19 protein-coding genes are annotated in these 21,710 nt (G+C 60.2%); 13 read left to right on the top strand and 6 right to left on the bottom strand.

Going from position 1 to position 21,710, the window contains the following annotated elements; genetic code table 11:
* The first annotated feature begins 10 nt into the window (after positions 1-10).
* Positions 11-1,156, top strand: coding sequence for a phosphotransferase (locus ACZ6ZO_RS06095; protein ID WP_465291320.1), 1,146 nt, complete (start codon positions 11-13; stop codon positions 1,154-1,156).
* 2 nt (positions 1,157-1,158) lie between these two features.
* Here ACZ6ZO_RS06095 and idi read toward each other — a convergent pair whose 3' ends face one another.
* Positions 1,159-1,713 (bottom strand): isopentenyl-diphosphate Delta-isomerase, encoded by a 555-nt coding sequence (gene idi / locus ACZ6ZO_RS06090; RefSeq protein WP_465291318.1) that lies wholly within the window; start codon positions 1,711-1,713, stop codon positions 1,159-1,161.
* Between the two features lie 92 nt (positions 1,714-1,805).
* Here idi and ACZ6ZO_RS06085 point away from each other — a divergent pair, with 92 nt between their 5' ends.
* Positions 1,806-2,660: a phytoene/squalene synthase family protein gene (locus tag ACZ6ZO_RS06085; protein WP_232843257.1), complete on the top strand. Its 855-nt coding sequence runs from the start codon at positions 1,806-1,808 to the stop codon at positions 2,658-2,660.
* Positions 2,660-4,132 (top strand): phytoene desaturase family protein, encoded by a 1,473-nt coding sequence (crtI, locus tag ACZ6ZO_RS06080; protein ID WP_465291316.1) that lies wholly within the window; start codon positions 2,660-2,662, stop codon positions 4,130-4,132. The genes ACZ6ZO_RS06085 and crtI overlap by 1 nt, the downstream gene beginning before the upstream one ends.
* On the opposite strand, the gene ACZ6ZO_RS06075 is transcribed toward crtI, so the two are convergent.
* Entirely contained in the window at positions 4,129-4,650 is a 522-nt protein-coding gene (locus tag ACZ6ZO_RS06075; protein WP_182385712.1) for a hypothetical protein, read from the bottom strand. The two genes, crtI and ACZ6ZO_RS06075, sit on opposite strands and share 4 nt — an antisense overlap.
* Positions 4,651-4,740: 90 nt before the next feature.
* Between ACZ6ZO_RS06075 and ACZ6ZO_RS06070 the strand changes: the two genes are divergently transcribed.
* Together ACZ6ZO_RS06070 and brnQ are read left to right on the top strand one after the other, a co-directional pair.
* A complete protein-coding gene (locus tag ACZ6ZO_RS06070; protein ID WP_182385711.1) occupies positions 4,741-6,585 on the top strand; it encodes an ABC transporter ATP-binding protein in 1,845 nt (614 codons plus the stop codon).
* Positions 6,586-6,724: 139 nt separating this feature from the next.
* Positions 6,725-8,110 carry a branched-chain amino acid transport system II carrier protein gene (gene brnQ / locus ACZ6ZO_RS06065; RefSeq protein ID WP_465291313.1) on the top strand — a complete coding sequence of 462 codons (1,386 nt, stop codon included), beginning with the start codon at positions 6,725-6,727 and terminating at the stop codon, positions 8,108-8,110.
* 212 nt (positions 8,111-8,322) lie between these two features.
* On the opposite strand, the gene ACZ6ZO_RS06060 is transcribed toward brnQ, so the two are convergent.
* Together ACZ6ZO_RS06060 and ACZ6ZO_RS06055 are read right to left on the bottom strand one after the other, a co-directional pair.
* On the bottom strand, positions 8,323-10,179 hold the full coding sequence (locus ACZ6ZO_RS06060; protein WP_465291311.1) for a BCCT family transporter: 1,857 nt from the start codon (positions 10,177-10,179) through the stop codon (positions 8,323-8,325).
* Positions 10,180-10,266: 87 nt separating this feature from the next.
* The gene (locus ACZ6ZO_RS06055) at positions 10,267-10,797 is read right to left on the bottom strand and encodes a hypothetical protein (protein WP_465291309.1); all 531 of its coding nucleotides are present in this window, start codon (positions 10,795-10,797) and stop codon (positions 10,267-10,269) included.
* A gap of 91 nt (positions 10,798-10,888) precedes the next feature.
* On the opposite strand from ACZ6ZO_RS06055, the gene ACZ6ZO_RS06050 reads away from it, so the two are divergent.
* From ACZ6ZO_RS06050 to ACZ6ZO_RS06030, 5 genes are all read left to right on the top strand, one after another.
* Positions 10,889-12,409, top strand: a complete 1,521-nt coding sequence (locus ACZ6ZO_RS06050) for an ABC transporter substrate-binding protein (protein WP_465291307.1) — start codon at positions 10,889-10,891, stop codon at positions 12,407-12,409.
* Positions 12,406-13,338 carry an ABC transporter permease gene (locus tag ACZ6ZO_RS06045; RefSeq protein WP_465291305.1) on the top strand — a complete coding sequence of 311 codons (933 nt, stop codon included), beginning with the start codon at positions 12,406-12,408 and terminating at the stop codon, positions 13,336-13,338. The genes ACZ6ZO_RS06050 and ACZ6ZO_RS06045 overlap by 4 nt, the downstream gene beginning before the upstream one ends.
* On the top strand, positions 13,335-14,165 hold the full coding sequence (locus ACZ6ZO_RS06040) for an ABC transporter permease (RefSeq protein ID WP_465291303.1): 831 nt from the start codon (positions 13,335-13,337) through the stop codon (positions 14,163-14,165). Before ACZ6ZO_RS06045 ends, ACZ6ZO_RS06040 begins: the two co-directional genes overlap by 4 nt.
* Positions 14,162-15,736 (top strand): dipeptide ABC transporter ATP-binding protein, encoded by a 1,575-nt coding sequence (locus ACZ6ZO_RS06035; RefSeq protein ID WP_465291301.1) that lies wholly within the window; start codon positions 14,162-14,164, stop codon positions 15,734-15,736. Before ACZ6ZO_RS06040 ends, ACZ6ZO_RS06035 begins: the two co-directional genes overlap by 4 nt.
* 103 nt (positions 15,737-15,839) lie before the next feature.
* Positions 15,840-16,019, top strand: coding sequence for a hypothetical protein (locus ACZ6ZO_RS06030; RefSeq protein ID WP_465291299.1), 180 nt, complete (start codon positions 15,840-15,842; stop codon positions 16,017-16,019).
* 75 nt (positions 16,020-16,094) lie between these two features.
* Here the strand turns inward: ACZ6ZO_RS06030 and ACZ6ZO_RS06025 are convergent, their stop codons facing one another.
* A complete protein-coding gene (locus ACZ6ZO_RS06025) occupies positions 16,095-17,348 on the bottom strand; it encodes an alpha/beta fold hydrolase (RefSeq protein WP_465291414.1) in 1,254 nt (417 codons plus the stop codon).
* A gap of 57 nt (positions 17,349-17,405) precedes the next feature.
* Between ACZ6ZO_RS06025 and ACZ6ZO_RS06020 the strand changes: the two genes are divergently transcribed.
* Genes ACZ6ZO_RS06020 through ACZ6ZO_RS06010 form a run of 3 tightly spaced genes read left to right on the top strand, consistent with a single transcriptional unit; the run spans position 17,406 to position 20,217 of the window.
* Positions 17,406-18,377: a YeiH family protein gene (locus tag ACZ6ZO_RS06020; RefSeq protein ID WP_465291297.1), complete on the top strand. Its 972-nt coding sequence runs from the start codon at positions 17,406-17,408 to the stop codon at positions 18,375-18,377.
* A 20-nt stretch (positions 18,378-18,397) separates the two neighbouring features.
* Positions 18,398-19,090 carry a 6-carboxyhexanoate--CoA ligase gene (locus tag ACZ6ZO_RS06015; RefSeq protein ID WP_208767828.1) on the top strand — a complete coding sequence of 231 codons (693 nt, stop codon included), beginning with the start codon at positions 18,398-18,400 and terminating at the stop codon, positions 19,088-19,090.
* Entirely contained in the window at positions 19,081-20,217 is a 1,137-nt protein-coding gene (locus ACZ6ZO_RS06010) for an aminotransferase class I/II-fold pyridoxal phosphate-dependent enzyme (protein ID WP_465291295.1), read from the top strand. Before ACZ6ZO_RS06015 ends, ACZ6ZO_RS06010 begins: the two co-directional genes overlap by 10 nt.
* Here ACZ6ZO_RS06010 and ACZ6ZO_RS06005 read toward each other — a convergent pair.
* A complete protein-coding gene (locus tag ACZ6ZO_RS06005) occupies positions 20,201-21,532 on the bottom strand; it encodes a YeeE/YedE thiosulfate transporter family protein (protein WP_465291293.1) in 1,332 nt (443 codons plus the stop codon). The genes ACZ6ZO_RS06010 and ACZ6ZO_RS06005 overlap by 17 nt on opposite strands.
* Positions 21,533-21,710 lie beyond the last annotated feature (178 nt).

The raw sequence follows: 21,710 nt of genomic DNA, 5'->3' as shown, positions 1-21,710 counted from the left end.
GGCATACGACGTGTACGAAAACCTTGCCGCACAACGCTTTTTCCGGTCCAAACAAGCCGGAATCACCTCACTGACCCAGCTGCAATCCACCCCAGTGGGCGACGCTCGCTGGGTGCTGGCCGACATCGACGGTGACTTGTACCAGCTGGTGCTCTCCGGCGACGACGACGTGCTGCCAGATGAACTCGCGGCACTGCGGGACGCATTCCTGGCGGAGCAGGCCTTCGGCATGGGAGAACTCGAGGTGCTGTCCCGCCCTGTCGTTCCGGAGGATGGGTCGGTGAAGATCTCGGCCGCCGAGCAGTCGAATTCCTCCGTGATCTTCTCCGGTGAATCCCCGGCGATAGCTAAAATTTTCCGCAAACTGGAGCCAGGAATCAACCCCGATGTCGAGTTGCTCTCTGGGCTATCCCACGTTGGCTGCAAATACGTCCCGGCCCTGCGCGCGTATTCCACCATCGAGTGGTCGGGGGACACCTATGTCACGGCCATGGTGCAGGATTTCGCCGCCGGCTCCCGCGAAGGGTGGGATCTCGCCCTACACTACGCCACAGACATGCAGCCGTTTACCGAGGAAGCAGGCCTGATCGGGACGGCACTGAGCGCAGTCCACCGGGACCTGACCACAGCATTCGGAACGGAGCAGGTGGCCGCAGCGTCCCTAGTGGAGGGGCTGTCAGATCGATTGGAATCACTGATCGCTCAAGCCGAGGTGTTGCGTCCATTCGAGCCTGCCATCCGGGAGTTGTACGCCCGGGCAGCAACGGGGACAGCCACGGTGCAGCGCATTCATGGCGACGCTCACCTGGGCCAAATCCTACGCACCCAGGATAAATACTTGCTGATTGACTTCGAGGGAGAGCCCGCCCGGCCACTGGCCGAGCGCAGGCAGATGTTCTCCCCGCTGCAAGACCTAGCGGGCTTCATCAGGTCGTTCGGTTACGCCGCCCACTTTGGTTCCAATCTGGCGGATCCAGAGGGCTGGGCTGCGGATTGTGCTGCTGCCATGCTGGAGGCCTACGGGGCGCAGGCCAGCCCGCTTCTCGACGCCCTCGTCCTGGACAAAGCCCTGTACGAAGTGGTGTATGAGGCCAACAACCGACCGGATTGGCTACACATCCCGCTGGACGCAGTCAAGCGCCTGATCGGAGCGTAGCTCTACCGCAACAGCGCGTTGCGAAGTTCTGCGTGGGACAGCTGCTCCACCATCCACGGGCTAAAGGCGAACGGGGCGCTGGTCACGGCATTAATCAGGTCCGCAGGCCGCACCCAGACATGCGAGTCCACTTCCGCGGCGGATGGTGCCACGTCGACTCCTGCTGCGAGCACGGCGTGGTGCACGGGGCAGATTTCCCATTCGACGATCCCAGAGGAATCTGTCGCCCGGTACTCAAACGACGGCAAGATACACGTGATATCGGATAGTGAGCCAGCAGGGAGTCCGAGTTCTACGCTGGCACGTCGGTGGATGGCGCTGTCGAAGGACTCCCCCGGTCCTGGGTGCCCGCACATGGAGTTCGTCCAGATCCCGGGCCACGTGAGTTTGTGCAGCGAGCGACGAGTGATGAGCAGCGCCCCGTCTTCCCGGGTGACGTAGCAGGAAAAGGCCAGGTGAAGTGGGGTGTCGGTGGTGTGTACGGTCGCTTTGGGAGCGGTACCTCGTGGGTTTCCGGCTGCGTCGGTCAGCACGACCAGTTCTGGGCTCACAGTCATAGCTACACACCGTAGCTGGTTGTGGCTGGGTTTTGTAGCACGGGGCATGAGATTATGGAAGACATGATGTTGTGCGAGTTTAGGGTGTGCCAGTGACCCCTCTGGAAAAATTCAACCGGATGTCTGCCCAGGCGGCTGGAACTGTCATCGCTTCTTACTCCACTAGTTTTTCGCTCGCCACTTCTTTGTTGGCGCCGGATACCCGCGTGCATATCCGAAACTTGTATGCGGTCGTGCGCATTGCAGATGAGATTGTTGATGGTGTCGGCGCGGAGGCAGGGCTTGCTCCGGAACAAATTAAGCAGGCGTTGGATCGTTTCGAACAGGACACCTTCGATGCCATTGAGCTACAGTTTTCGCCGAATCCAGCGCTTCATGCTTTCGCTGGGACCTGTCGCACCTGTGGCATCGAACCGGAGCATTTGCGGGCGTTTTTCAGCTCGATGCGCAGTGATGTGACTCCGGGCTGGCATACGCCGGCGTCCCGTGATGAATATGTGTTCGGTTCAGCCGAGGTTATTGGCTTGATGTGTTTAAGTATTTTCACGCATCGGCGTCCGTTGAATGATCGGGCGCAAGCCAATTGTGTGGTGGCCGCGCGTCATTTGGGGAAGGCGTTTCAGCTGATTAATTTTCTGCGTGATTATCACACGGATGACACCGCGTTGGGGCGTCATTATGTTGAGCTCACCGAGGACGCGAAAGCGGATCTCATCGCGGAAATTCGGGAGGACCTGCGGGTTGCTTATCTGGGGATTCCAGTGCTGCCGCTCTCGGCGCGCACCGGAGTCCTGGCGGCGTACTACCTGTTCGAGGACCTCACTGACCGCCTCGATGCTGCGACGTTGTCTGACATTGCCGCGCAGCGGGTGCGGGTACCGGCGGTGCGGAAGACTTTTTTGGCGGGCAAGGCGGCGGCCTGCGCCCCACGGTTGAAGGAGCGCTAATGCGTGCAGTGGTTGTTGGAGGTGGCATAGCTGGCTTAGCGACGGCCACCCTGCTCGGTCACGAAGGTCTCGACGTGACACTGGTGGAGAAGAACCCGGAGCTAGGCGGGCGGGCGGGACGCCTAGAGCAGGACGGGTTCGTCTTTGATACGGGCCCGAGCTGGTACCTCATGCCGGAAGCCTTCGACAGGTTTTTTGCCTCCGTGGGCACATCCACCGCAGAACAGCTGGACTTGGTGGATCTCTCCCCTGCTTATCGCGTGTTTCCGGAAGGTCATGAGCCTTTCGATGTAACAACGGGCCACGCCCCGGAGCTGTTCGAATCCTTCGAGCCCGGCGCGGGCGAAAAGACCCGCGAATATTTAGATACTGCGTCCTTGACGTACCGAGTGGCAGTGGACTCCTTTTTGTACACCACGTTCAGCTCCCTATGGCCGTTTATGACGCGCCCCATACTGGGTAATCTCGCGCTGTTGGCGCAGCTACTGACGTTGAATTTGCACCAGTGGGTATCCCGGGATTTCACAGACCCTCGGATCCGCCAGGTGTTGGAGTATCCGGCGGTGTTCCTCTCCAGCGCCCCGAAGCGAACCCCGGCGATGTATCACCTGCTTTCCCACACGGATTTGGTGGAGGGCGTGCGCTACCCCATGGGCGGTTTTTCTCAGCTCATCGCTGTGATTGCCGAGCTGGCCCGCCAGAACAAGGTGCAGATCCGAACCGCCACCGAGGTGGAACAAATTACCACCTGTGCCAAGAAAGTTACTGGGGTGCGGGTGCGCACCGAGCACGGCCGGGAACATATTCCCGCTGACATTGTGGTTTCTGCTGCGGATATGCATCACACAGAGATGTTGCTTCGCCCGGAGCAACGCAGTATCAAGTGGAGTCGCAAAGATCCGGGGATTAGTTGTGTGGTGGCGCTGCTGGGAGTGCGAGGCGAGCTACCGGAGCTGGTGCACCACCAGTTGTTGCTTAACGCCGACTGGGACGAGGACTTCACGGCCTTGGATTCCGGTTCTGGGGTATCCCGCTCGATTTATGTATGCAAGGCGTCGGCTACTGACCCGGATTGTGCACCTGCCGGGCACTCTAATGTTTTCGTGCTGATCCCGGTGTCCGCGCGGGAGGATTTTGGCGCTGCCGGCGACCCGCACATCGAGCAGATCATCGATCGCACTATCGCGCTTATCGACGCCCGCACCGGCACCTCGATTGCGGGGAACGTCGTCACGCGTGCCAGCATCGCCCCGACGGACTTTGCTGAGCGCTATCACGCCTGGCAGGGCAACGCGATTGGGTTGGCACACACCCTGCGTCAATCGGCGTTCCTGCGAGGCAGCAACGCCACTGCGAAAGTAGCTGGGCTGTATTTTGCTGGCGCCACCACCACTCCTGGCGTTGGGCTCCCGATGTGCCTGATCAGCGCTGACAACGTGCTGACCAGGCTGCGAGAAGAAGGGCGGCTCTAGCGAGACAGGTAGCCCTTGAACACAGCGTTGCCGAGTTTGAGCTCGGCATTGCTGAGGTTCCACGGTGAGGTGTTAAAGGTGTAGCTGATCGTTGTTTCCGCCAGGGCGCCCAGCGGTGCATCCAGACCTTGATCAGGCACCTGCATCAGGGCGACGTTCCCGCCGGCGGAGCTCAGCGTTGGGTCGCCGATTGCTGATGGTGGGACCGCGAAATCTTTGTTGAGATTTTTCATCCTGATGAGGATCTGGGCACCGCCCGTCGGCCCCTGGCGCACGGAGCGGATCTGCCACTCCACTCCGAGGCCTTCGTCGGTGACGGTATCGAATGGGCTTTGGGCCGTCGTCGGCGGTACCTGCTTGGCGGAGAATTCCGGTTTAGGGGTCTCGGTCACCGCTACCTGTTCTTCCGCCCCTGCTTGCGCCGCTGTTTTGCCATTTAGTTTCTCACCCAGGGGTGCGCAACCAGTAAGCACCAGCGCGACTGCGAGGCTTGTAGAAATCAGGGGTATGTGTTTCATATGGCACCTTGTTATGTAACTTCTCACGGACCGTTGCCCGTCTCAAAGGGATATTGTAGCTAGGTCACCAACTATTTTGATGGGAAAGCTGTGCGTTCTTTAGCTCGAATCTTGCGGAGCACTTCCGCTCTCTGGCCCTTTTATCTCGGCGTCATTTGCGCCTCGGTATCGGTGGCGGCGCTGTCGCTGGTCACGCCGTTTATTCTGCGGTCGGCCACCAACACGATCGTGTCCGCTGTCAGTGGTGAGGTCACCCCAGACAGCGTCACTCGAACCATTGTCATGCTCGCGGTGGCGTTGCTAGTCGCGGAGCTGGCCAACACCACCATCCACAATCTGGGCGGATACGTGGGCGATGTGATGGCGGCCCGGATGCGTCAGATTCTCTCCACACGGTATTTCGCCCGGTTGCTCAGCCTGCCGCAGAAATACTTTGATAACCAGGTGACCGGCACGATCATCGCACGCCTGGACAGGTCGATCACGTCGATCACTCAATTCCTCCAGTCCTTTTCCAACAACTTCTTCCCCATGCTCATCACCACCGTCGCGGTGCTGGCGATCACAGGGTGGTACTACTGGCCGCTGGCGGCACTCCTGGCCATCATTTTCCCGCTGTACATGTGGCTGACAACCCTGACCTCCAAGAAGTGGCAGCGCATTGAAGGCGAGAAAAACAGCGAAATCGACCAAGCCGGTGGTCGCTTCGCGGAGGTCGTGGGCCAGGTGAAGGTGGTCAAATCCTTCGTCTCCGAGCTGCGCGAGTTAGGCGGGTTCGGTGCCCGGTATGCTCGCACGGTGTCGCTGACCCGGCAGCAGTCCCGCTACTGGCACACCATGGATTTCGCACGTGGCAGCGCCCTAAACCTGGTGTTCTTCGGCATCTATGCCGTGCTGTTCTACCGCACCCTCCACGGCTACTTCACGTTGGGCGACCTGGTGTTGCTGCTGCAGCTCATCAACATGGCAAAACAACCGGTGTTCATGATGAGCTACCTCGTGGACACGGCGCAGCGCGCTGTGGCGGGTTCCAAGGACTACTTTGAGGTGATGGCGCAGGTCCCGGAGCCGACGGCGAATAAGCAACTGTTGGCTGCGACGTCGGCAAGCTCAGCACCGGAGCTGGCGCCCGAGCAAGCTCAGCCCCTCACCCCGCGCCCCGACGAACCGGTGATCGGTTTTAACAGTGTGAGCTTCGGCTACACCGACGAGCAGGTCATCCACGACGTGACCTTCTCTGCGACGGCCGGGGAGCGGATCGCATTGGTCGGTGAGTCGGGTGGTGGCAAATCCACCCTGGTGAATCTGCTGTTGGGGCTGTATCGGCCGAGTTCCGGCAGCATGACCGTGTGCGGGCGCGATGTCGCGGAACTGGACAACGCCACGCTACGCGCATCCGTGGGTGTGGTGTTCCAGGAGGCGGCGCTGTTTTCCGGCACGATCCGGGAGAACATCGCCTATGGTCGCCCGGGGGCGAGCGAGGCAGAGATCCTGGACGCCGCGAGGAAAGCGAATGCACACGAGTTCATCACAAAGTTTGCCGACGACTACGACACCGTCATCGGTGAGCGCGGACTTCGTCTGTCCGGTGGCCAGAAGCAGCGCGTGGCGGTGGCCCGCGCGATCCTCAAGGACGCGCCGGTGCTGGTGCTGGACGAGGCCACGTCGGCGCTCGATACCAAGGCGGAGCGCGCGGTGCAGAAAGGCCTGGACGAGTTGATGGTGGGTCGTACCACCATGATCATTGCGCACCGGCTGTCGACTATCGCGAGTGTGGACAAGATCATCACCCTGGTTGATGGCCGTGTTGACGAAGTTGGTAGCCCAGCCGAACTCGCCCAAACGGGTGGTATTTATGCTGAGCTTTTGGCCCTCACCGCCGAAGACTCCCTGGAAAATCGCAGAAAGCTCCAAAAATTTGGATTTAAGTCCTAGAAATTTTCTCAAGATATGGGACGGCCGGTACTATCTTTTCCGATCCCCTTAACTTCTTGCTCGATCAGACCCCGCGCCACTACCACCCATTGTGGCCGGGTCATCAGCACCATGAAATAAGACTTTTGAAAGGTTCCCCATGACCAACGCGGACTCCACTACCGCCACACTGAGCAGTAGGTCGCGTACCACCATCATCCTCACGACGAGCTTCATGCTCTTCTCTATGTTCTTCGGCGCCGGAAACCTCATCTTCCCGCCGATGCTCGGCGTGAACTCCGGCACCAGCTTCTGGCCAGCCATCATTGGTTTCTGCCTCGCCGGTGTCGCTCTCCCCGTCGTCGGTGTGATCGCGATTGCGCTGACCGGTAACAACGTCCAAGACCTGGCAAAACGGGGCGGCTCCATCTTCGGTCTTATTTTCCCGGTGCTGGTGTACCTGTCCATCGGCTGCTTCTACGCCCTGCCACGCACCGGCGTTGTTAGCTTTGAGACCGCTATCGTCCCCATCGCTGGGGTCAGCGGCACCGGCGCCAACGCGGTATTCTCCATCATCTTCTTCGGCATCGCACTGGCGCTGGCACTGAACCCTGCCGGCATCGTGGACGCCCTGGGCAGGGCCCTGACTCCACTGCTACTGATCCTGCTGGTGGTGCTGGTCGTGTTGTCCATGGTCAAGCTGGATGGCACCCCGGGCACGGTTGGTGAAGATTACGCCGCGCACCCACTTGCCAGCGGCCTAGTCGAGGGCTACCTGACCATGGACTCCCTCGCAGCGCTCGCCTTCGGCATCGTGGTCGTGAACGCCCTGCGATACAAGGGCTTCCCAGAAGGCAACACCCTCGTCCGCGGGGTCTCCACCGCTGCTGTGATCGCTGGTGGTCTGCTCGCCGTGATCTACGTGGGCCTCGGCGTGATCGGCCAGGTGATTCCGGACCCAAGCAAGTACGAAAATGGTGCATCGCTGCTTGCCGACGCCGCCAAGCTCACCATGGGGCAGCCCGGCATGATCGTGTTCGGCGCGATCGTTCTCCTCGCCTGCCTCACCACCGCAGTCGGCCTGATCGGCGCCACCTCTGAGTTCTTCAACCACCTCATGCCTGGCGTGTCCTACCGCATTTGGGCCGTCCTGTTCACCCTCATCGCCATCGCCTTGTCCATCATGGGCCTTGATGCGGTACTCGCTGTGGCCGGCCCCATCATCGGCTTCCTCTACCCACCAGCCATCGCACTGATCTTCCTAGTCCTGCTGGAGCCAGTGTTCGGACGTCGCATCAACACCGTGTTCAAGCTGGCCCTGCCGGTTGCCACCATCTGGGCAGCCCTGATGAGCTTCAACTCCCTGGGCTGGGGCTCAAACATCATCGAGCCAATGATCGGCTGGTCCCCAATGCACAGCATGGATCTCGGCTGGGTTGTCCCCGTGGTGATCGCCGCTGCGATCGGCCTCGCAGTTGATTTCAAACGCCCAAAGGAAGAAGTCATCTTCCGCGAAGACGCAAAAGCAGAGCTACCAACCGTATAGCCTGCCAAGCATGGAATGCCACCCCATAGGGGTGGCATTTTGGGGTTCAGGGGGACTATGGTCCCCCCTCCCTTTTTCTTGCAAAACCCGGGAAGCATAACCCGGATCTCGGAACAAAACCACCCAAATAGCAAACCTGCAGCCCCAAAAACCACCGAAACCCGGGAAACGCTTCCCGGGTTTCACACCTCAACCAACCAGCTCGCAGCTAGTTACTCGTCACGTCCTTTGGGGGACATCGATTCGATGATGCGGTGGCTGTCGCCAATGGCGGGCTTGGATTCTGACAGTGGGTCTTCGTCCACGTCACCGACCACCCCGAGGTCGCCGGCGATCACCACGTCACCTGCGATGACGATGCGACCTTCGTCGTCATGTTCGTAGCGCAGCACTGGCAGTTCGTTGCCTTCTTCGTCGTAGCCAGGGGCAGGGAGAGCTTCGTGTGCTTCCAGTTTTTCAGCGGTATCAGTCTTCTCCCATTGTCGGGTCACAACGCGACGTCGGGCGGCAGAGTCATCTGTCATGCCTTTGATCAGCGAGTACATCATGACGAACTGCATGAGGAAGAACGGCAGGGCCACGATGATGACAACCTCTTGCAGTGTGGCAATGCCGGTTTCTGGGGAAATCAGCAGCAACGCACCTGCGACGGCACCGATGAGCAGCGCCCACAACACTCGGTAGGACGTTGGGGATTTGTTCTCTTCACCGGTGGACATCATGTCTGTCACCATTGCGGCGGAGTCAATAGACGTGATGAAGAAAATGACGACGATTGCCAACGCGACTGGAGCGACGATCGCAGTGAGCGGGTACGCTTCCAGGAATTTGAACAAGGCGGCCGGAACGTCACCGTCTACTACGACAGGCTTGGTCAAAAATCCTGGGTCAGCAAATTCCAGCTCCAGGCCGGCGCGACCGAAGATCGCGAACCACACCACAGCAAAGATGGTAGGCAGTGCCAGCACGCCGGCGATGAATTCGCGGACGGTGCGGCCACGAGAAATGCGGGCGACGAAGAGTCCCACGAACGGAGACCAGCAGATCGTCCATGCCCAGTAAAACACGGTCCATTTGCCCTGCCAGCCAGGGTTTTGGTGGAAGGAGTCCGTCCAGAACATCAGTTCTGGCAGCTCTTCTGCATAGATACCGAACGCCTCGACCGTGCCGCGCAGCAGGGTGAGAGTTGGCCCCGCTATCAGAACATATACCAGGAACACCACAACCATAGCGATGTTGATGTTCGAGAGGATCTTAATGCCCTTATCCAGGCCAGAGGCCACAGAAATGCAGGCAATAACGGTGACCACCAGCAGGATTCCGAGCTGGACCCAGCTGATTTCCGGCACTCCGTACAGTTTGTTCAAACCAGCGTTAATCTGCAGCACGCCCAGGCCCACAGAGACCGCGATGCCGAAGACCGTGCCGATGATGGCTAGGGCGTCGATAAGCTTGCCCGGCGTGGAGTAGATCCGGGTACCAAGCAGCGGTGCGAACACCGACGACAGACGCGGCGGGAGTTTGCGCTTATAGATGAAGTACCCGAGCGCAAGACCGGGCAGCACCATGATCACCCACATGTGGATGCCAAAGTGATAGAAGGTGAACGCCATTGCTTCACGGGCCGCCGCCTGCGTCTGCGCATCGACGTCAGCGCGAGGCACGTTGTAGAAGTGGTTGATCGGCTCGGCAACACCCCAGAACATCAGCACCGCGCCAGTTCCACCAGCAAAAAGCATGGCAAACCACACGGGGAGGGAGTGCTCTGGTTCGTCGTCATCATCGCCGAGTCGGACTCGGCCGAAGCGGGAGACGAAAACCGCGATGAGGAACAGGAATGCCAGTGAGACACCACCGATGTACATCCAGCCCAGGTTGGTCAGCAATCCCCCAGCAATGTTGGAGAAGGCAACCTGCGCTTTCTGACCGGCGATAATCGTGCCGATCACGAAGACGATAATGAAGCCGGTGGCTACAAGAAAGACCACCGGATCGGTTTTCAGTCCGAGGAATCTCTTGTCATTCGGGTTCTCTGGAGTGGCCTGGTTGACCACTTTGATGGAATCCATGAGTTTCTTCCTGTGTTTGATGAAACGGAACCCTTGTAAGTTAGTTCATCTCACGGCAACTTGCCCATTTTTCACCAAGCGCATTTGTTATACAGCGCCAATTTTTTCCACACGAACGTCGCCGTGAGCTGCGACAATAAGGTCAGCCAGCTCGAAGCTGTGAATTGTGGGGTGTGCGGGAAATTCCACAATGTAACCATGCACGTGGTGCTGCCCACTACGGGCGCTTTGGGCCGTCAAGCGCTCTGTCACGTGGACTGGCAACAGGGCCATGTAGGAGTATCCGTTTTTGCTAAACAGCTGCAGGGTGCCTAGCTCCGCTAGCGGGAAGCTGACCCCGGTGCCGGGGATCGTGACCTGCTCCCCTACTTCAAGCACGATCCGTCGGCGTCGGATCACAAAAGCGATGAAACTCAATACTGCCACCACGATGCCGCAGGCGGGCGCCGCCACGCCTACGGCGTAGAGGGCCCGAATGGTGCTGTTGGTAGCTTCCTCGAATTCCCGGTAGAGGAACCAGGTCAGCGGCGCAAGCAACACAGTCAGGATTACGAGCGTGCGCGCAGCTGGCGAGCGCAGCAAGGCGCTGAATCGAGACGTTACTTTGATAAGGGCCACGGGTGCGAGTGTAAACCACCCTGGGTTAAGGATCGGGTACCGCATCCCTATAATGTTGCGTGTCTAGTCCTCACAATGAGAGTGGAATTACATGCGCCATTTCCGCATCGCCCTCACCACCCTAGCGCTTGCCACAACTGTGCTGGTCAGCGCGTGTTCTGCGGGCAGCACCGCCACTAGAATTGGCCGTACTGCCGATGAGGATGCGGTTATCGTGGCAACCTTTGGCCCACCAGCTTCCCTCGATTTCACCCGAACTGCCGGTGCCGCGATCCCAGGTGCGCTGATGAAGAACGTCTATGAGGGCTTGGTGCAGATCGACGATAACGGCGACATTGCTCCCCTGTTGGCCACGCACTGGGAACGTTCCGACGACGGCCGAGAGTACCTGTTCCACCTGCGCGAAGGTGTAACGTTCTCCAACGGCGATGCGTTCACCGCCCACACCGCCAAGTTTTCCATCGACCGAGTCACAACCGACGCCTGGACCAATGGACTCAAATCCCACATGAAAGTCGTCCACAGCACCGAAGTAGTGGATGAGTTCACCCTTAAGGTCACCCTGGAACGCCCCAGTAATCAATGGTTGTGGGCAATGGGAACCTTCGTGGGCGCCATGATGACGCCTCATGGCGTCGATAAGCTAGCGTCAGAGCCGATAGGCACCGGCCCCTACCGGGTTGAGCACTGGGCGATTGGGCAGTCGCTGACATTCACCGCCCGCCCGGACTATTGGGGTGAGCAGCCGGCAAACCGCACCGCCGCCATCCGCTACTTTGCCGACGCAGTGGGTGCCACCAACGCCCTGCAGTCTGGCGACGTGGACGTGGTGTGGGCAATGCAGTCGCCCGAGCTTATCGACGTCCTCCGCGCCCGCGGCAATTACCATGTGGCGGTGGGCACCACCAACGGTGAAGTGCTGCTCTCTATGAATAACCAGCGCGCCCCCTTCAACGACGTACGTGTGCGCCAAGCCGTCATGCACGCCATTGACCGGCAGGCCGTGATCGACACCGCCTGGGACGGCTACGGCCAAGACACCGGTGGTGTTCCCGTACCACCAACCGACCCGTGGTTCCGGCCTTCCAACCAGTACCCTTTTGACCCAGAAAAGGCCCGCAAGCTGCTGAAAGAAGCTGGGATCACGGAAGACAACAACGACGTCACTTTCACCGTCCCATCGCTGCCCTACGCCACCGCTATCTCTGAGTTGGTGGTGTCCCAGCTGCGGGATGTCGGCCTGGACGTCACCATCCAGTCCGTGGAATTCCCCGCAGTGTGGTTGTCGCAGGTGCACAAAGGCAAAGACTATGACATGTCGCTGATCGCGCATGTGGAACCGCGTGACCTCACCACGCTGTTCGCGCCGGGCTACTACCTGGGATATGACAACCCCGCCACCACGGAGTTGTTCACCAAGGCGGACGCGGGAACCCCTGAGGAGTTTCAGCAGTACATGGGCGAGGCAGTGGATCAGATCATGGATGCTGCCGCCGCAGACACGTTGTTTAACTTCCCCAATATCGTGGTCTCTCGTGACAACATCACCGGGGTGAGCCCGGATGTGCGTACCGATGGGATTGCCCTCGGTAAGTTAGGAAAACTGCAATGATCCGCCAGGCCGCTCGTTATCTTTCCACGTTCTTTTTCGCCAGTGTCGCAGTCTTTCTCCTGCTCAGGGTGGTTCCTGGGGATCCGGCGGAGGTCGCGCTGGGGGTCAGCGCAACACCCGAGGCGGTAGCCGCGAAACGCACCGAACTGGGATTGGATCAGCCACTCCTTCATCAGTATGTGTCCTGGATCGGCGGGATTCTGCGTGGCGATTTCGGGATTTCGCTCACCTCGGGAGCTGAGCTGACTCCGTTGTTGTGGGATCGGATCCAGGTCTCCCTGATCTTGGTGGCCACAGCAATGGTGTTATCGCTGGTGGTGGCGCTGCCGCTGGGAACGTGGGCGGCGCTGCGCACCCGGTCGCTGGACGGGGTGCTGATCACTGCGGCTTCCCAGGTGGGTATCGCGATTCCATCATTTTTGGCTGCGGTCCTGGCGGTGTCTTTGTTTTCGGTCCAGCTCGGGTGGTTCCCTGCTAATGGTTGGGTCCCACCGGGGTATTCCGTTGCTGGCTTCCTGTCACGGTTGGTTCTTCCCGCCGGCGCGTTGGCAGCGGTACAAGGGGCCATTATGACTCGGTATGTGCGCAGCGCCGTGCTGGACATCATGCGGGATGACTTCATGCGGACTGCGCGGGCAAAGGGCCTGACCACCATCGGCGCGCTGCGGAAGCATGGCCTACGTAATGCGGCGCTTCCGGTGGTGACCGTGGCTGGTTTGCAGCTGACGTCGCTGGTAGTGGGCGCCGTGGTGATTGAGCGGGTGTTCACCATCCCGGGGCTCGGCTCCATGCTTCTCGACGCCGTCGTCGGCCGCGATATCACAACCGTGCAAACAATCGTCATGGTGCTGGTGATGTTCACCCTCTTGGTTAACGCGGCAGTAGATATCGCCTACTCCATCATCGATCCACGAACGAGGGCGCAATGAAACTGAGTCTTTCCGGCCGCATCGGCCTGGCTATTGTGGCGTCGGTAGTGGTGGCTGCCCTCGTGTCCCTCGTATGGACTCCTTATGATCCGATCCATGCGATCCCCGCGGAGCGGTTGCAGGGATCCTCGTGGCGGCATCTGATGGGCACGGACCGCTACGGGCGTGACGTGTTTTCTCAGATGATGGCGGGGTCCCAGATTGCGTTGCTTGTGGGCGTGGTCGCGGTGGGGATCGGCGCGGCAATCGGTACGCCTTTGGGTGTCCTCGCTGGTATGCGACGGGGCTGGATGGAAAGCCTGGTGATGCGGGTATCCGATGTACTGCTCGCGTTCCCTGCCCTGTTGTTGGCGATCGTGACGGGTGCGGTGTGGGGATCCTCTACTGTTACGGCGATGGCGGCGATCGGAGTGGCTTCGATCCCTGCTTTTACCCGTATTGCCCGGTCAGGCACCATCCAGGTGATGAGCAAAGATTTCATCCTGGCTGCCCGCGATTCACAGATTCCGGGGTGGTTGATCGCGCTGCGCCACGTGGTTCCGAACATCACAAGCATGCTGATTGTGCAGGCGTCGGTGTCCTTTGCCTTGGCGATTCTTGCGGAGGCGGCGCTTTCTTTCTTGGGGCTGGGCACCCCACCGCCGGATCCTTCGTGGGGTCGGTTGCTACAAAACGCGCAGAGTTCCCTAGCTTCAGCCCCGATGCTTGCGGTGTGGCCAGGCGCAACGATCGCCATAACAGTGCTCGGTTTTAACCTGTTAGGCGATAGCCTACGTGATTTTGTGGACCCTAAATACCGGCGCTCGATGAAGGTGAACTCCTTATGATCTCCATTTCTGATCTGCGCGTCGGCACCCGTGAGGGCGACGAGCTGGTGCACGGCGTGAGCTTAACGATCGCCCCTGGCGAGCGGGTCGGATTGATCGGCGAATCGGGCTCCGGTAAATCCCTCACCGCGCTATCCATCATGGGATTGTTGGACCCCGATCTGTCGGCCGCCGGTTCCATCAGCTTCGAAGGGCAAGAGCTGCTGCAGCTGCGCGAACCAGAGCTTGCTGGCCTGCGTGGCGAGGAAATCTCCATGATTTTCCAGGAGCCCATGACCGCGCTCAATCCCCTGATGCCTGTGGGCGCGCAAATCGCTGAGGTCATGGTGGTGCACGGTACGGCGTCGAAAAGCCAGGCAAAAGAGCGCACCCGCGCGCTTCTCGACGACGTTGGCCTGGAGTCTGGCATGGCAAGCCGATATCCGCACCAAATGTCCGGTGGCCAACGGCAGCGTGTCCTCATCGCCATGGCACTTGCGAACAAACCCAAGCTGTTGCTCTGCGACGAACCCACCACCGCGCTGGATGTGACGGTGCAGCGGCACATCCTGGAGCTGATCGCGACGCTTGCGGAAAAGCATGACACCGCGCTGCTTTTCATCACTCATGATCTGGGGCTGGTGTCGTCCCTGTGCGAGCGGGTGGTCGTGATGAAGAGCGGGTCCATTGTGGAGGATGGACCGGTGGCGGAGGTTCTCAACACGCCGTCTCACGAGTACACCCGCGGGCTGTTGGCTGCCTCTGACCTTGAGGCACGCGACGCGGAGGGACACCTGTACACCGTGCACACTGCCAGCGCCGGTTCCTATCGCAAGGGACAAGCGCTCGCCATGCCTATCCGCCCAGAAATTGGTGACGTGGTAGTTTCCGCGAACAAACTCGGAAAGGTGTATCAGCGCCGCTGGTTCCTCAAGCGCACGGAAACCACCGCAGTTCGTGACGTTTCCTTTGAACTGCGCAAGGGCCAGCGCCTCGGGATCGTAGGCGGATCGGGCTCTGGAAAATCGACGCTGCTGCGGATGATCTCTGGCCTCGACATCCCAACTACCGGCACCGTTGCGGTCACGGGCAGCACGCAGATGGTGTTTCAGGATCCGTTCGCATCCCTGGACCCGCGGATGACCATCGCCGACTGCGTAGCGGAACCCCTGCGTGGGATGTCTGGTCCGGAGCGCCAGGCCCGAGTGCGGGAGGTGCTGGAAGAAGTCGGTATTCCGTTGTCAGCGTTGGGCCGCTATCCGCACGAGTTTTCTGGTGGTCAGCGCCAGCGCATTTCGATCGCCCGCGCACTGACAGTAAAACCCGACATCATCCTGGCCGATGAGCCGGTGTCCGCACTGGATGTTTCGGTTCGTGCGATGGTTCTGAACGTGCTTGAGGATCTGGTCAGTGCGCATAACATGTCGATGATCTTTGTCTCTCACGACCTGTCGGTCGTGCGTCAAATCTGCACCGATGTGTTGGTGATGCACCACGGGGAGGTGGTGGAACGGGGCGCGGTGGCCGACGTCTACGCCACCCCTCGCTCCGATTACACCCGCGAGCTGCTTGCAGCGGTGCCACGGGTGTAGCTGGGGTTAACAACCTGATCGACCTCGATCAATATTGCTGACGAGTTTCCACGTCGGGTCTTCCGACCCCTTGCGGATTCGCTGTTGCGTCAATCCCGCGGGAATGCCAATAAGCAAAAATGGCTACGAAGACGACACCTATCTACCCCGAATAAGCGGCGGGGCAAACAGTAGCGACGTCGAGCACATGTTCCTGGTGCACTTCGAAGCTCGCGACGAGGCGATCGAATTCTTGCTGTTCATAGGCCGTGATGGCGGAAAACTCCATGAAACCCTCTCCTAGTGGATGTGAGGCAACGAGGAACTTCCCCTTAGCCTAGGCCACTTCTTTCGTTCCTGCTTCATGAGACACGCGAGGCTAGTGATCAAGCAGCATCCGATCGAGCTCCTGCACAATTCCGGCCCCATCCACGCGTAGTCCGTCGTGTTGGAAACGGTTGGTCACGAGCGGTCGCAAGTCGCGGTACATGGCTGCGGTGTTCATGGAGTAGGCAAACGGCACGAAGATGTCGTCCACATACACAGCCGCTGCCGCGGTAGCCGGGGAGTTTGAGAGGTTGTGGACGTCGTAAAGCGCAGGCCAATCAGTGCGGGTGGCCAGCTCGTTCGCCGCGGCGGCGAAGGGACGCAGCGCTGGGTCTTCTTCGAAGAGCCACGGGTAGATGTGTTCGCCGGTGAGGTAATGGTCGGCGCCTTCCTCGAAGCCAGCGAATTCCTCGCGAATGCGGTGCGCCGACCAGTTGGTCGCGCAGCCGGGGCCGGCATAGAGAGTTTCGTGCAGCACTGCGTAGAGCGGGCCGCCTGCGAAGGACACCCGGGAGCCGACGTCAAGGAGGAAGTCCGAGCGCAGGCGCTTCTCCCCGCGCACCTGGTGGAATGGCTCTTCCAGCAGGTAGGCGAGGGTGTCAAACCCGGAGCCTCGGCCCAGTTCAATGCCGATGGTTCGGAAGCGGCGGGCGCTGAGTCGCTCTCCTGTCGGGAGCAGCTCCTCCGTGTTGTTTAAGTGGTGGCAGATCTCCGCCACCCGATCTGCTGCCCACGGAACTTGGTGGTAGAAGGCGTCGTGGCGACGGCGCAGCGCCGTGTAGGTGGCCCGATAAATGTCATCGACTTCCACCCCCACCGCCGGTAAACCGCCCGTGAGGTAGGCACGCTCCACGGAGTTAGGGAACAACGACAGGTACGTGGTGATGCAAAAACCACCGAAACTCTGCCCAATGAGGGACCATGTGTCCACGCCGAGGGCGGTGCGGAATTGCTCAGCATCACGGCAGATGGAATCCGCACGCAAGCAGGCGAGTTCGTTTGCGGTCCATCCCGAGTCGGCATCCACTCGCGTGGAGCGCCCCGTTCCGCGCTGATCCAGCAGCAGAATGCGGTACTTGTCGAGCATCGGAGCAATCCAGCCGTCGATCCCCGTGGGGCGCGGAGCTGGAAAACCGGGACCGCCCTGCAGATATACCAGGAAGGGAAGGTCTTCTCCCCCATCGCGCTGAATTTCGCGGGCGAAAACAGAGAGCTTCTTCCCGGCCGGATCCTCGTAAGACAGTGGCAGCTCAAGGGTGTGCTCAATGAAGGTGTGCCCCATCCGGCGGGAGCGACGTTCAAACAAACTCATAATCGCCACTGTACTTGGCCTCATGCCCGCGACGGTGCACAATAACTAAACATGACTACCGTTAAGTCGCTTGCTCCTGGTGTCGGATTGTGCGTGATCGGCGCGGTCGCCGCCTATGCGCTGGATCTGGCATTCCGTGCTGCTGCTGGGTTTTCTGCGCTGATCCTCATCGCGATTGTGCTGGGGATCGTGGTGGGTAACGTCCGTCCGGTCTCTGGTGCGCTCAACCCTGGCGTGGCATTCACCGCGAAGAAAGTGCTGCGCTTCGGCGTGGCTATCCTGGGCTTTTCTATCTCCTTGGCCACTCTTGCCCATCTTGGCCCTGCAATGCTGGGCGTGGTGCTCGCCATCGTTGCTGGCGGCATTGGCACCACATATGCGCTCACGAAGTGGTCGTCGTTGTCGCGGGAGCATGTGCTGATGATCGGCGCGGGATGCTCCATTTGTGGCGCTGCGGCGATCAGTGCCGTGGAGTCGGTGCTGCCGAAGCGTAAGACTGAGGAGATTGCGTCGGCGATTGCGGTGATCGTGGTGCTGGGGACCATGATGATTTTCGCCGGCCCGCTGGTTGCCTGGGGGCTGGGTTTTTCGCCGGAGCAAGGCGCACTGTTTATTGGTGGGGCGACTCATGAGGTGGGCCAGGTGGTCGCTGGTGGCTTGATGGCCGGTGTGGTCGAGCTGGCGGTGGCGATCAAGCTGGGCCGGGTGTTGTTGCTTGCTCCAGTTGTGGCTCTGATCGGGATGGGCGGTGAGCAGAAAACCCGCTGGACCACGCTGGTTCCGGTGTTTGTGCAAATGTTCATCTTGGCGGTCCTGGCCCGGACTTTCCTGCCGATTCCCGAGGTGGTGTTGGACGGCGTCGATACGCTGCGTACCTGGTTGTTTGCGGCAGCAATGTTTGCGCTGGGCACATCGGTGACGGCGCGGGCGCTGCTGAAGTCGGGGGCGCGTCCGTTCCTGGTGGGAGCGGTGGTCAGCGGCGTGATTATCGTTATCGCTTTGCTAGGAACACAGCTGATTTGAACGCCGTTTAAGATGGCGTTATGAGCCTTTACTCAATCAAGATGCGCGCCTCCCGCGCCGGCGCCCACATTTCCGGCGCGGAACGCATCGTGCCCCAGGCCGACATCGCAACTGTGATCAGCATCCTCACCGAACGCGCACTCACCCACCCGGGCGGCGTCCCCGACAGCGTCAACATCAAAACGACTCTCCTGACCGAAGAGATCACCCGGGTCCCAGCGCTGCAGGTGGTGGAAGTGCCACAGTCCCAGACGTTTATCCCCGACTTCCTACGTGAGCACGGGCTGAGCGAAGCTGCCCACGAACTGCTCTACACCGTCACCGGCCTGCGGGGCGCCATGCTTATCGACGCCCACACCGGCGAACGCCTCGATCCCAACGAAGATCGTGGCGTGCGGGTGACCAATATGGACCACGTGGTTTCTAGCGTCCGCGAGGGCAAACAGCATTTCGCTGAAGCTATGGCGCTGGCCAGCAAAGTGAATTTTCACCCAAACATCGTGGCTGAGCTCTGCATTTCCGACGACCCGAACTACACCACCGGCTATGTCGCGCACGAAGGCACCTACTATCGGCTGGCGAACTGCAAAGAACCAGGCGCCACCATCGGCACCCGCGTATTCCTCTATAACGGGCCGCAGGAAGAAATCGCCGACACCATCGATTACCTGGAACACACACCCGTACTAGTAGAGGGATGGCCATGCACCTAACGGATCTTGCCCGCACCGCAATGGCAGAATGGCAAGCTCAAGGCCTGCTGCGCACTCCCGGGATCTTCAGTTCCGCCCAGCACCCGGTGGCCACCATCGACGGCCGCGACTACGTGTTGTTTTCCTCCTCCAACTACCTCTCACTGGCTGCCCACCCAGCTGTCATTGCCGCAGCAACGGCAGCAACCGAGGAATTCGGGGCTGGCTCCGGAGGGTCACGTCTCACCACCGGGTCCACCACCTGGCACCGCAGGGCCGAAGCAGAATTCGCCCAGTTTGTTGGGAGCGAGGACGCCGTCCTGTTCGCCACTGGCTACCAGGCGAATCTTTCCACCATCGCCACGATCGGTACACTCACGGAGGATCTGGTGATCTTTTCAGACTCCCTGAACCACGCCAGCATCATCGATGGCTGCCGGATCTCCCGCACCCCACTTAAGGTGTTTCCTCACCGTGACATGGCTGTATTGGCAGACCTCCTAGCTGCCAGAACAACCACCCACGCGCTGGTCATCACCGATGGACTCTTTTCCATGGACGGGGATATCGCGCCCCTGCCGGAACTGCTTCGTCTTTGCCAGGACCACGGGGCGTGGCTCATGGTTGACGATGCTCACGCCGTCGGTACGCTCGGCGACCATGGGCGCGGAACAGTCGAATACTTCGGGTGCGCACTTCCGGACATCCTCATCGGAACCGCCAGCAAAGCCCTCGGCGCCGAGGGCGGGTTCGTCTGCTGCAATTCGGAGGTAGCTGGGCTGCTGCGCAATCGCGCCCGCAGCTATGTGTTTTCCACCGCGGTGCCTGCCAGCTCGGCAGCCGCGATCAGTTCGGCGCTCACGCTCGTAGATGAAGCTCTCCCCGCGCTCCGCCGCAATGTTACGCACCTTTGCCAGCTTCTGAATCTGCCGGTATCCCCCTCCCCAATCATCCCCATCCCGGTCGGTGATGAAGCCGAGGCGACGAAGCGCTCGGCTGCCCTCAAAGAGCAAGGGCTGTGGGTTCCAGCGATACGGTACCCCACGGTGCCGCGGGGAGCCGCCATCTTGCGAGTTACCGTAATGGCGGAGCACACCCCGGAGCACATCGAGCAGCTAGCTCGGGCGCTCGCTACTTCTGGACAGTGATCTGCCAGCCAGCGCTGCCTTTCTTACTGAAGTCAGTGACCTGGTATCCCTGGTCGGTCGCCCACTGCGGGATGGTTTCGGTGGCTTGGGTGCAGTCGAAGTCAATGACGAGGGAGTCACCTTCGGAGAGATTAGCCATCGCAGAACGCGCATCAACCAGCGGGAATGGGCACACTGCGCCGAGGGTGTCCAGCGCATAGGTGTTCGGTGCGATCTGGCGCAGGCCCTGCTGAGTTTCCGTGCGAACCTTCAGCGCTACCGGAGCAGTGGCAAAGGAGACAGAGGACTCTGATGCAGACACTGGAAGTGCGGTGTTCTGCGTCGGCTTGAGCAGCACCTTCGATGCGGCGCCCACGCCAACCGCGGTGAACAGCAGCGCTACCCAACCCTGGTAGCTGAACAGGCTGGTCTCGACCATGCCGTTACCCACGGTGCAGCCACCGGCCCATGCCGCGCCAACACCCATGAGGATGCCACCAAACACCGAGCGCTGCGCCTGGATTGCGTCTGGCAGGCGGACGCGGAACTCCCCAGTAGCCTTCGCAGCGAAGTAAGACCCGAGCAAGATACCTACGACGAGCAGGGTTCCCCAATTCAGGTGCTTCGCCTGCGCGGTAACCACAAAGCTAAAGATGTCAGCAGATGGCGTGGTGATACCCAGGCCACCGTTGCGACCAGAGGCCGCGGAGAGTGGCCAGGCAATCACGCCGAGGATACCCACCAGCGCACCGGCGGTGTACAGGTGCAGCGGGCGCTGCCACAGTGGCAGGTCAAGCGCAGTTTTACGGCCACGCAGCGCGTCACGCTGCAGGTAGAAGTTCACCGCATAGATAGTGAATGCCGTGAGCCCCAGCGCAAACCACCACGGAGAAACCCCCAGCGTTTCCGGGATGGTGCGGATCGGGATGGTCTTGGAGCGGAGGAACTCGTTAACTGGTTGGAGCGCGCCACGCTTCATTGCTGCAGCTGACAGCCCGTAGAAGATCAGAGCGATCCAGGAACCCACCAGGCCTTCGCCCGAGCGGTACCAGGTACCGGAGGCGCAGCCGCCAGCGAGGACGATTCCGAAGCCGAACAGCAGGCTGCCGAGAATCACAGCGAAGGGGGCGAAATCGTCTACTTCGGGGGAGATGATCCCGGCCGTCGTGAGGCCAGCTAGGCCAACGGCATGTACCGAAATGACCACCAGGAGGGCGACGATGCTGCGCCATGATTTCAGGGTGAAAATGTCTCGCAGCATGCCCGTGACACAGAACCTGCCTCGTTGCATAACGGCGCCGAGCAGGAGGCCGACGAGTAATCCAGTCACGATCATGGTGATCTTCCCTTTCACTTGAAGACTAAGTTGTGCATCTAACTTAAACTCAAAAACCAATTTTGTCTACTCAAAACAGACCGCTTAGTCTTTTTTGTTCTGAAAAACCATCACAACTGGCAACCCCACGCAAAGAAGAGTTATATAGTCATGGCGAAGAAAACAGACAAAGGAGTAC

The organism is Corynebacterium sp. NPDC104732 (genome assembly GCF_055583565.1).
This window is presented reverse-complemented; position numbering and strand designations above follow the sequence as displayed.

Excerpts from the sequence above, each read along its gene's own strand:
- idi (WP_465291318.1), bottom strand. The coding sequence starts at position 1,713 with ATGACTGTGAGCCCAGAACTGGTCGTGCTGACCGACGCAGCCGGAAAC.
- crtI (WP_465291316.1), top strand. The coding sequence starts at position 2,660 with ATGCGTGCAGTGGTTGTTGGAGGTGGCATAGCTGGCTTAGCGACGGCC.
- ACZ6ZO_RS06075 (WP_182385712.1), bottom strand. The coding sequence starts at position 4,650 with ATGAAACACATACCCCTGATTTCTACAAGCCTCGCAGTCGCGCTGGTG.
- brnQ (WP_465291313.1), top strand. The coding sequence starts at position 6,725 with ATGACCAACGCGGACTCCACTACCGCCACACTGAGCAGTAGGTCGCGT.
- ACZ6ZO_RS06060 (WP_465291311.1), bottom strand. The coding sequence starts at position 10,179 with ATGGATTCCATCAAAGTGGTCAACCAGGCCACTCCAGAGAACCCGAAT.
- ACZ6ZO_RS06050 (WP_465291307.1), top strand. The coding sequence starts at position 10,889 with ATGCGCCATTTCCGCATCGCCCTCACCACCCTAGCGCTTGCCACAACT.
- ACZ6ZO_RS06045 (WP_465291305.1), top strand. The coding sequence starts at position 12,406 with ATGATCCGCCAGGCCGCTCGTTATCTTTCCACGTTCTTTTTCGCCAGT.
- ACZ6ZO_RS06040 (WP_465291303.1), top strand. The coding sequence starts at position 13,335 with ATGAAACTGAGTCTTTCCGGCCGCATCGGCCTGGCTATTGTGGCGTCG.
- ACZ6ZO_RS06035 (WP_465291301.1), top strand. The coding sequence starts at position 14,162 with ATGATCTCCATTTCTGATCTGCGCGTCGGCACCCGTGAGGGCGACGAG.
- ACZ6ZO_RS06030 (WP_465291299.1), top strand. The coding sequence starts at position 15,840 with ATGCCAATAAGCAAAAATGGCTACGAAGACGACACCTATCTACCCCGA.
- ACZ6ZO_RS06020 (WP_465291297.1), top strand. The coding sequence starts at position 17,406 with ATGACTACCGTTAAGTCGCTTGCTCCTGGTGTCGGATTGTGCGTGATC.
- ACZ6ZO_RS06015 (WP_208767828.1), top strand. The coding sequence starts at position 18,398 with ATGAGCCTTTACTCAATCAAGATGCGCGCCTCCCGCGCCGGCGCCCAC.
- ACZ6ZO_RS06010 (WP_465291295.1), top strand. The coding sequence starts at position 19,081 with ATGCACCTAACGGATCTTGCCCGCACCGCAATGGCAGAATGGCAAGCT.
- ACZ6ZO_RS06005 (WP_465291293.1), bottom strand. The coding sequence starts at position 21,532 with ATGATCGTGACTGGATTACTCGTCGGCCTCCTGCTCGGCGCCGTTATG.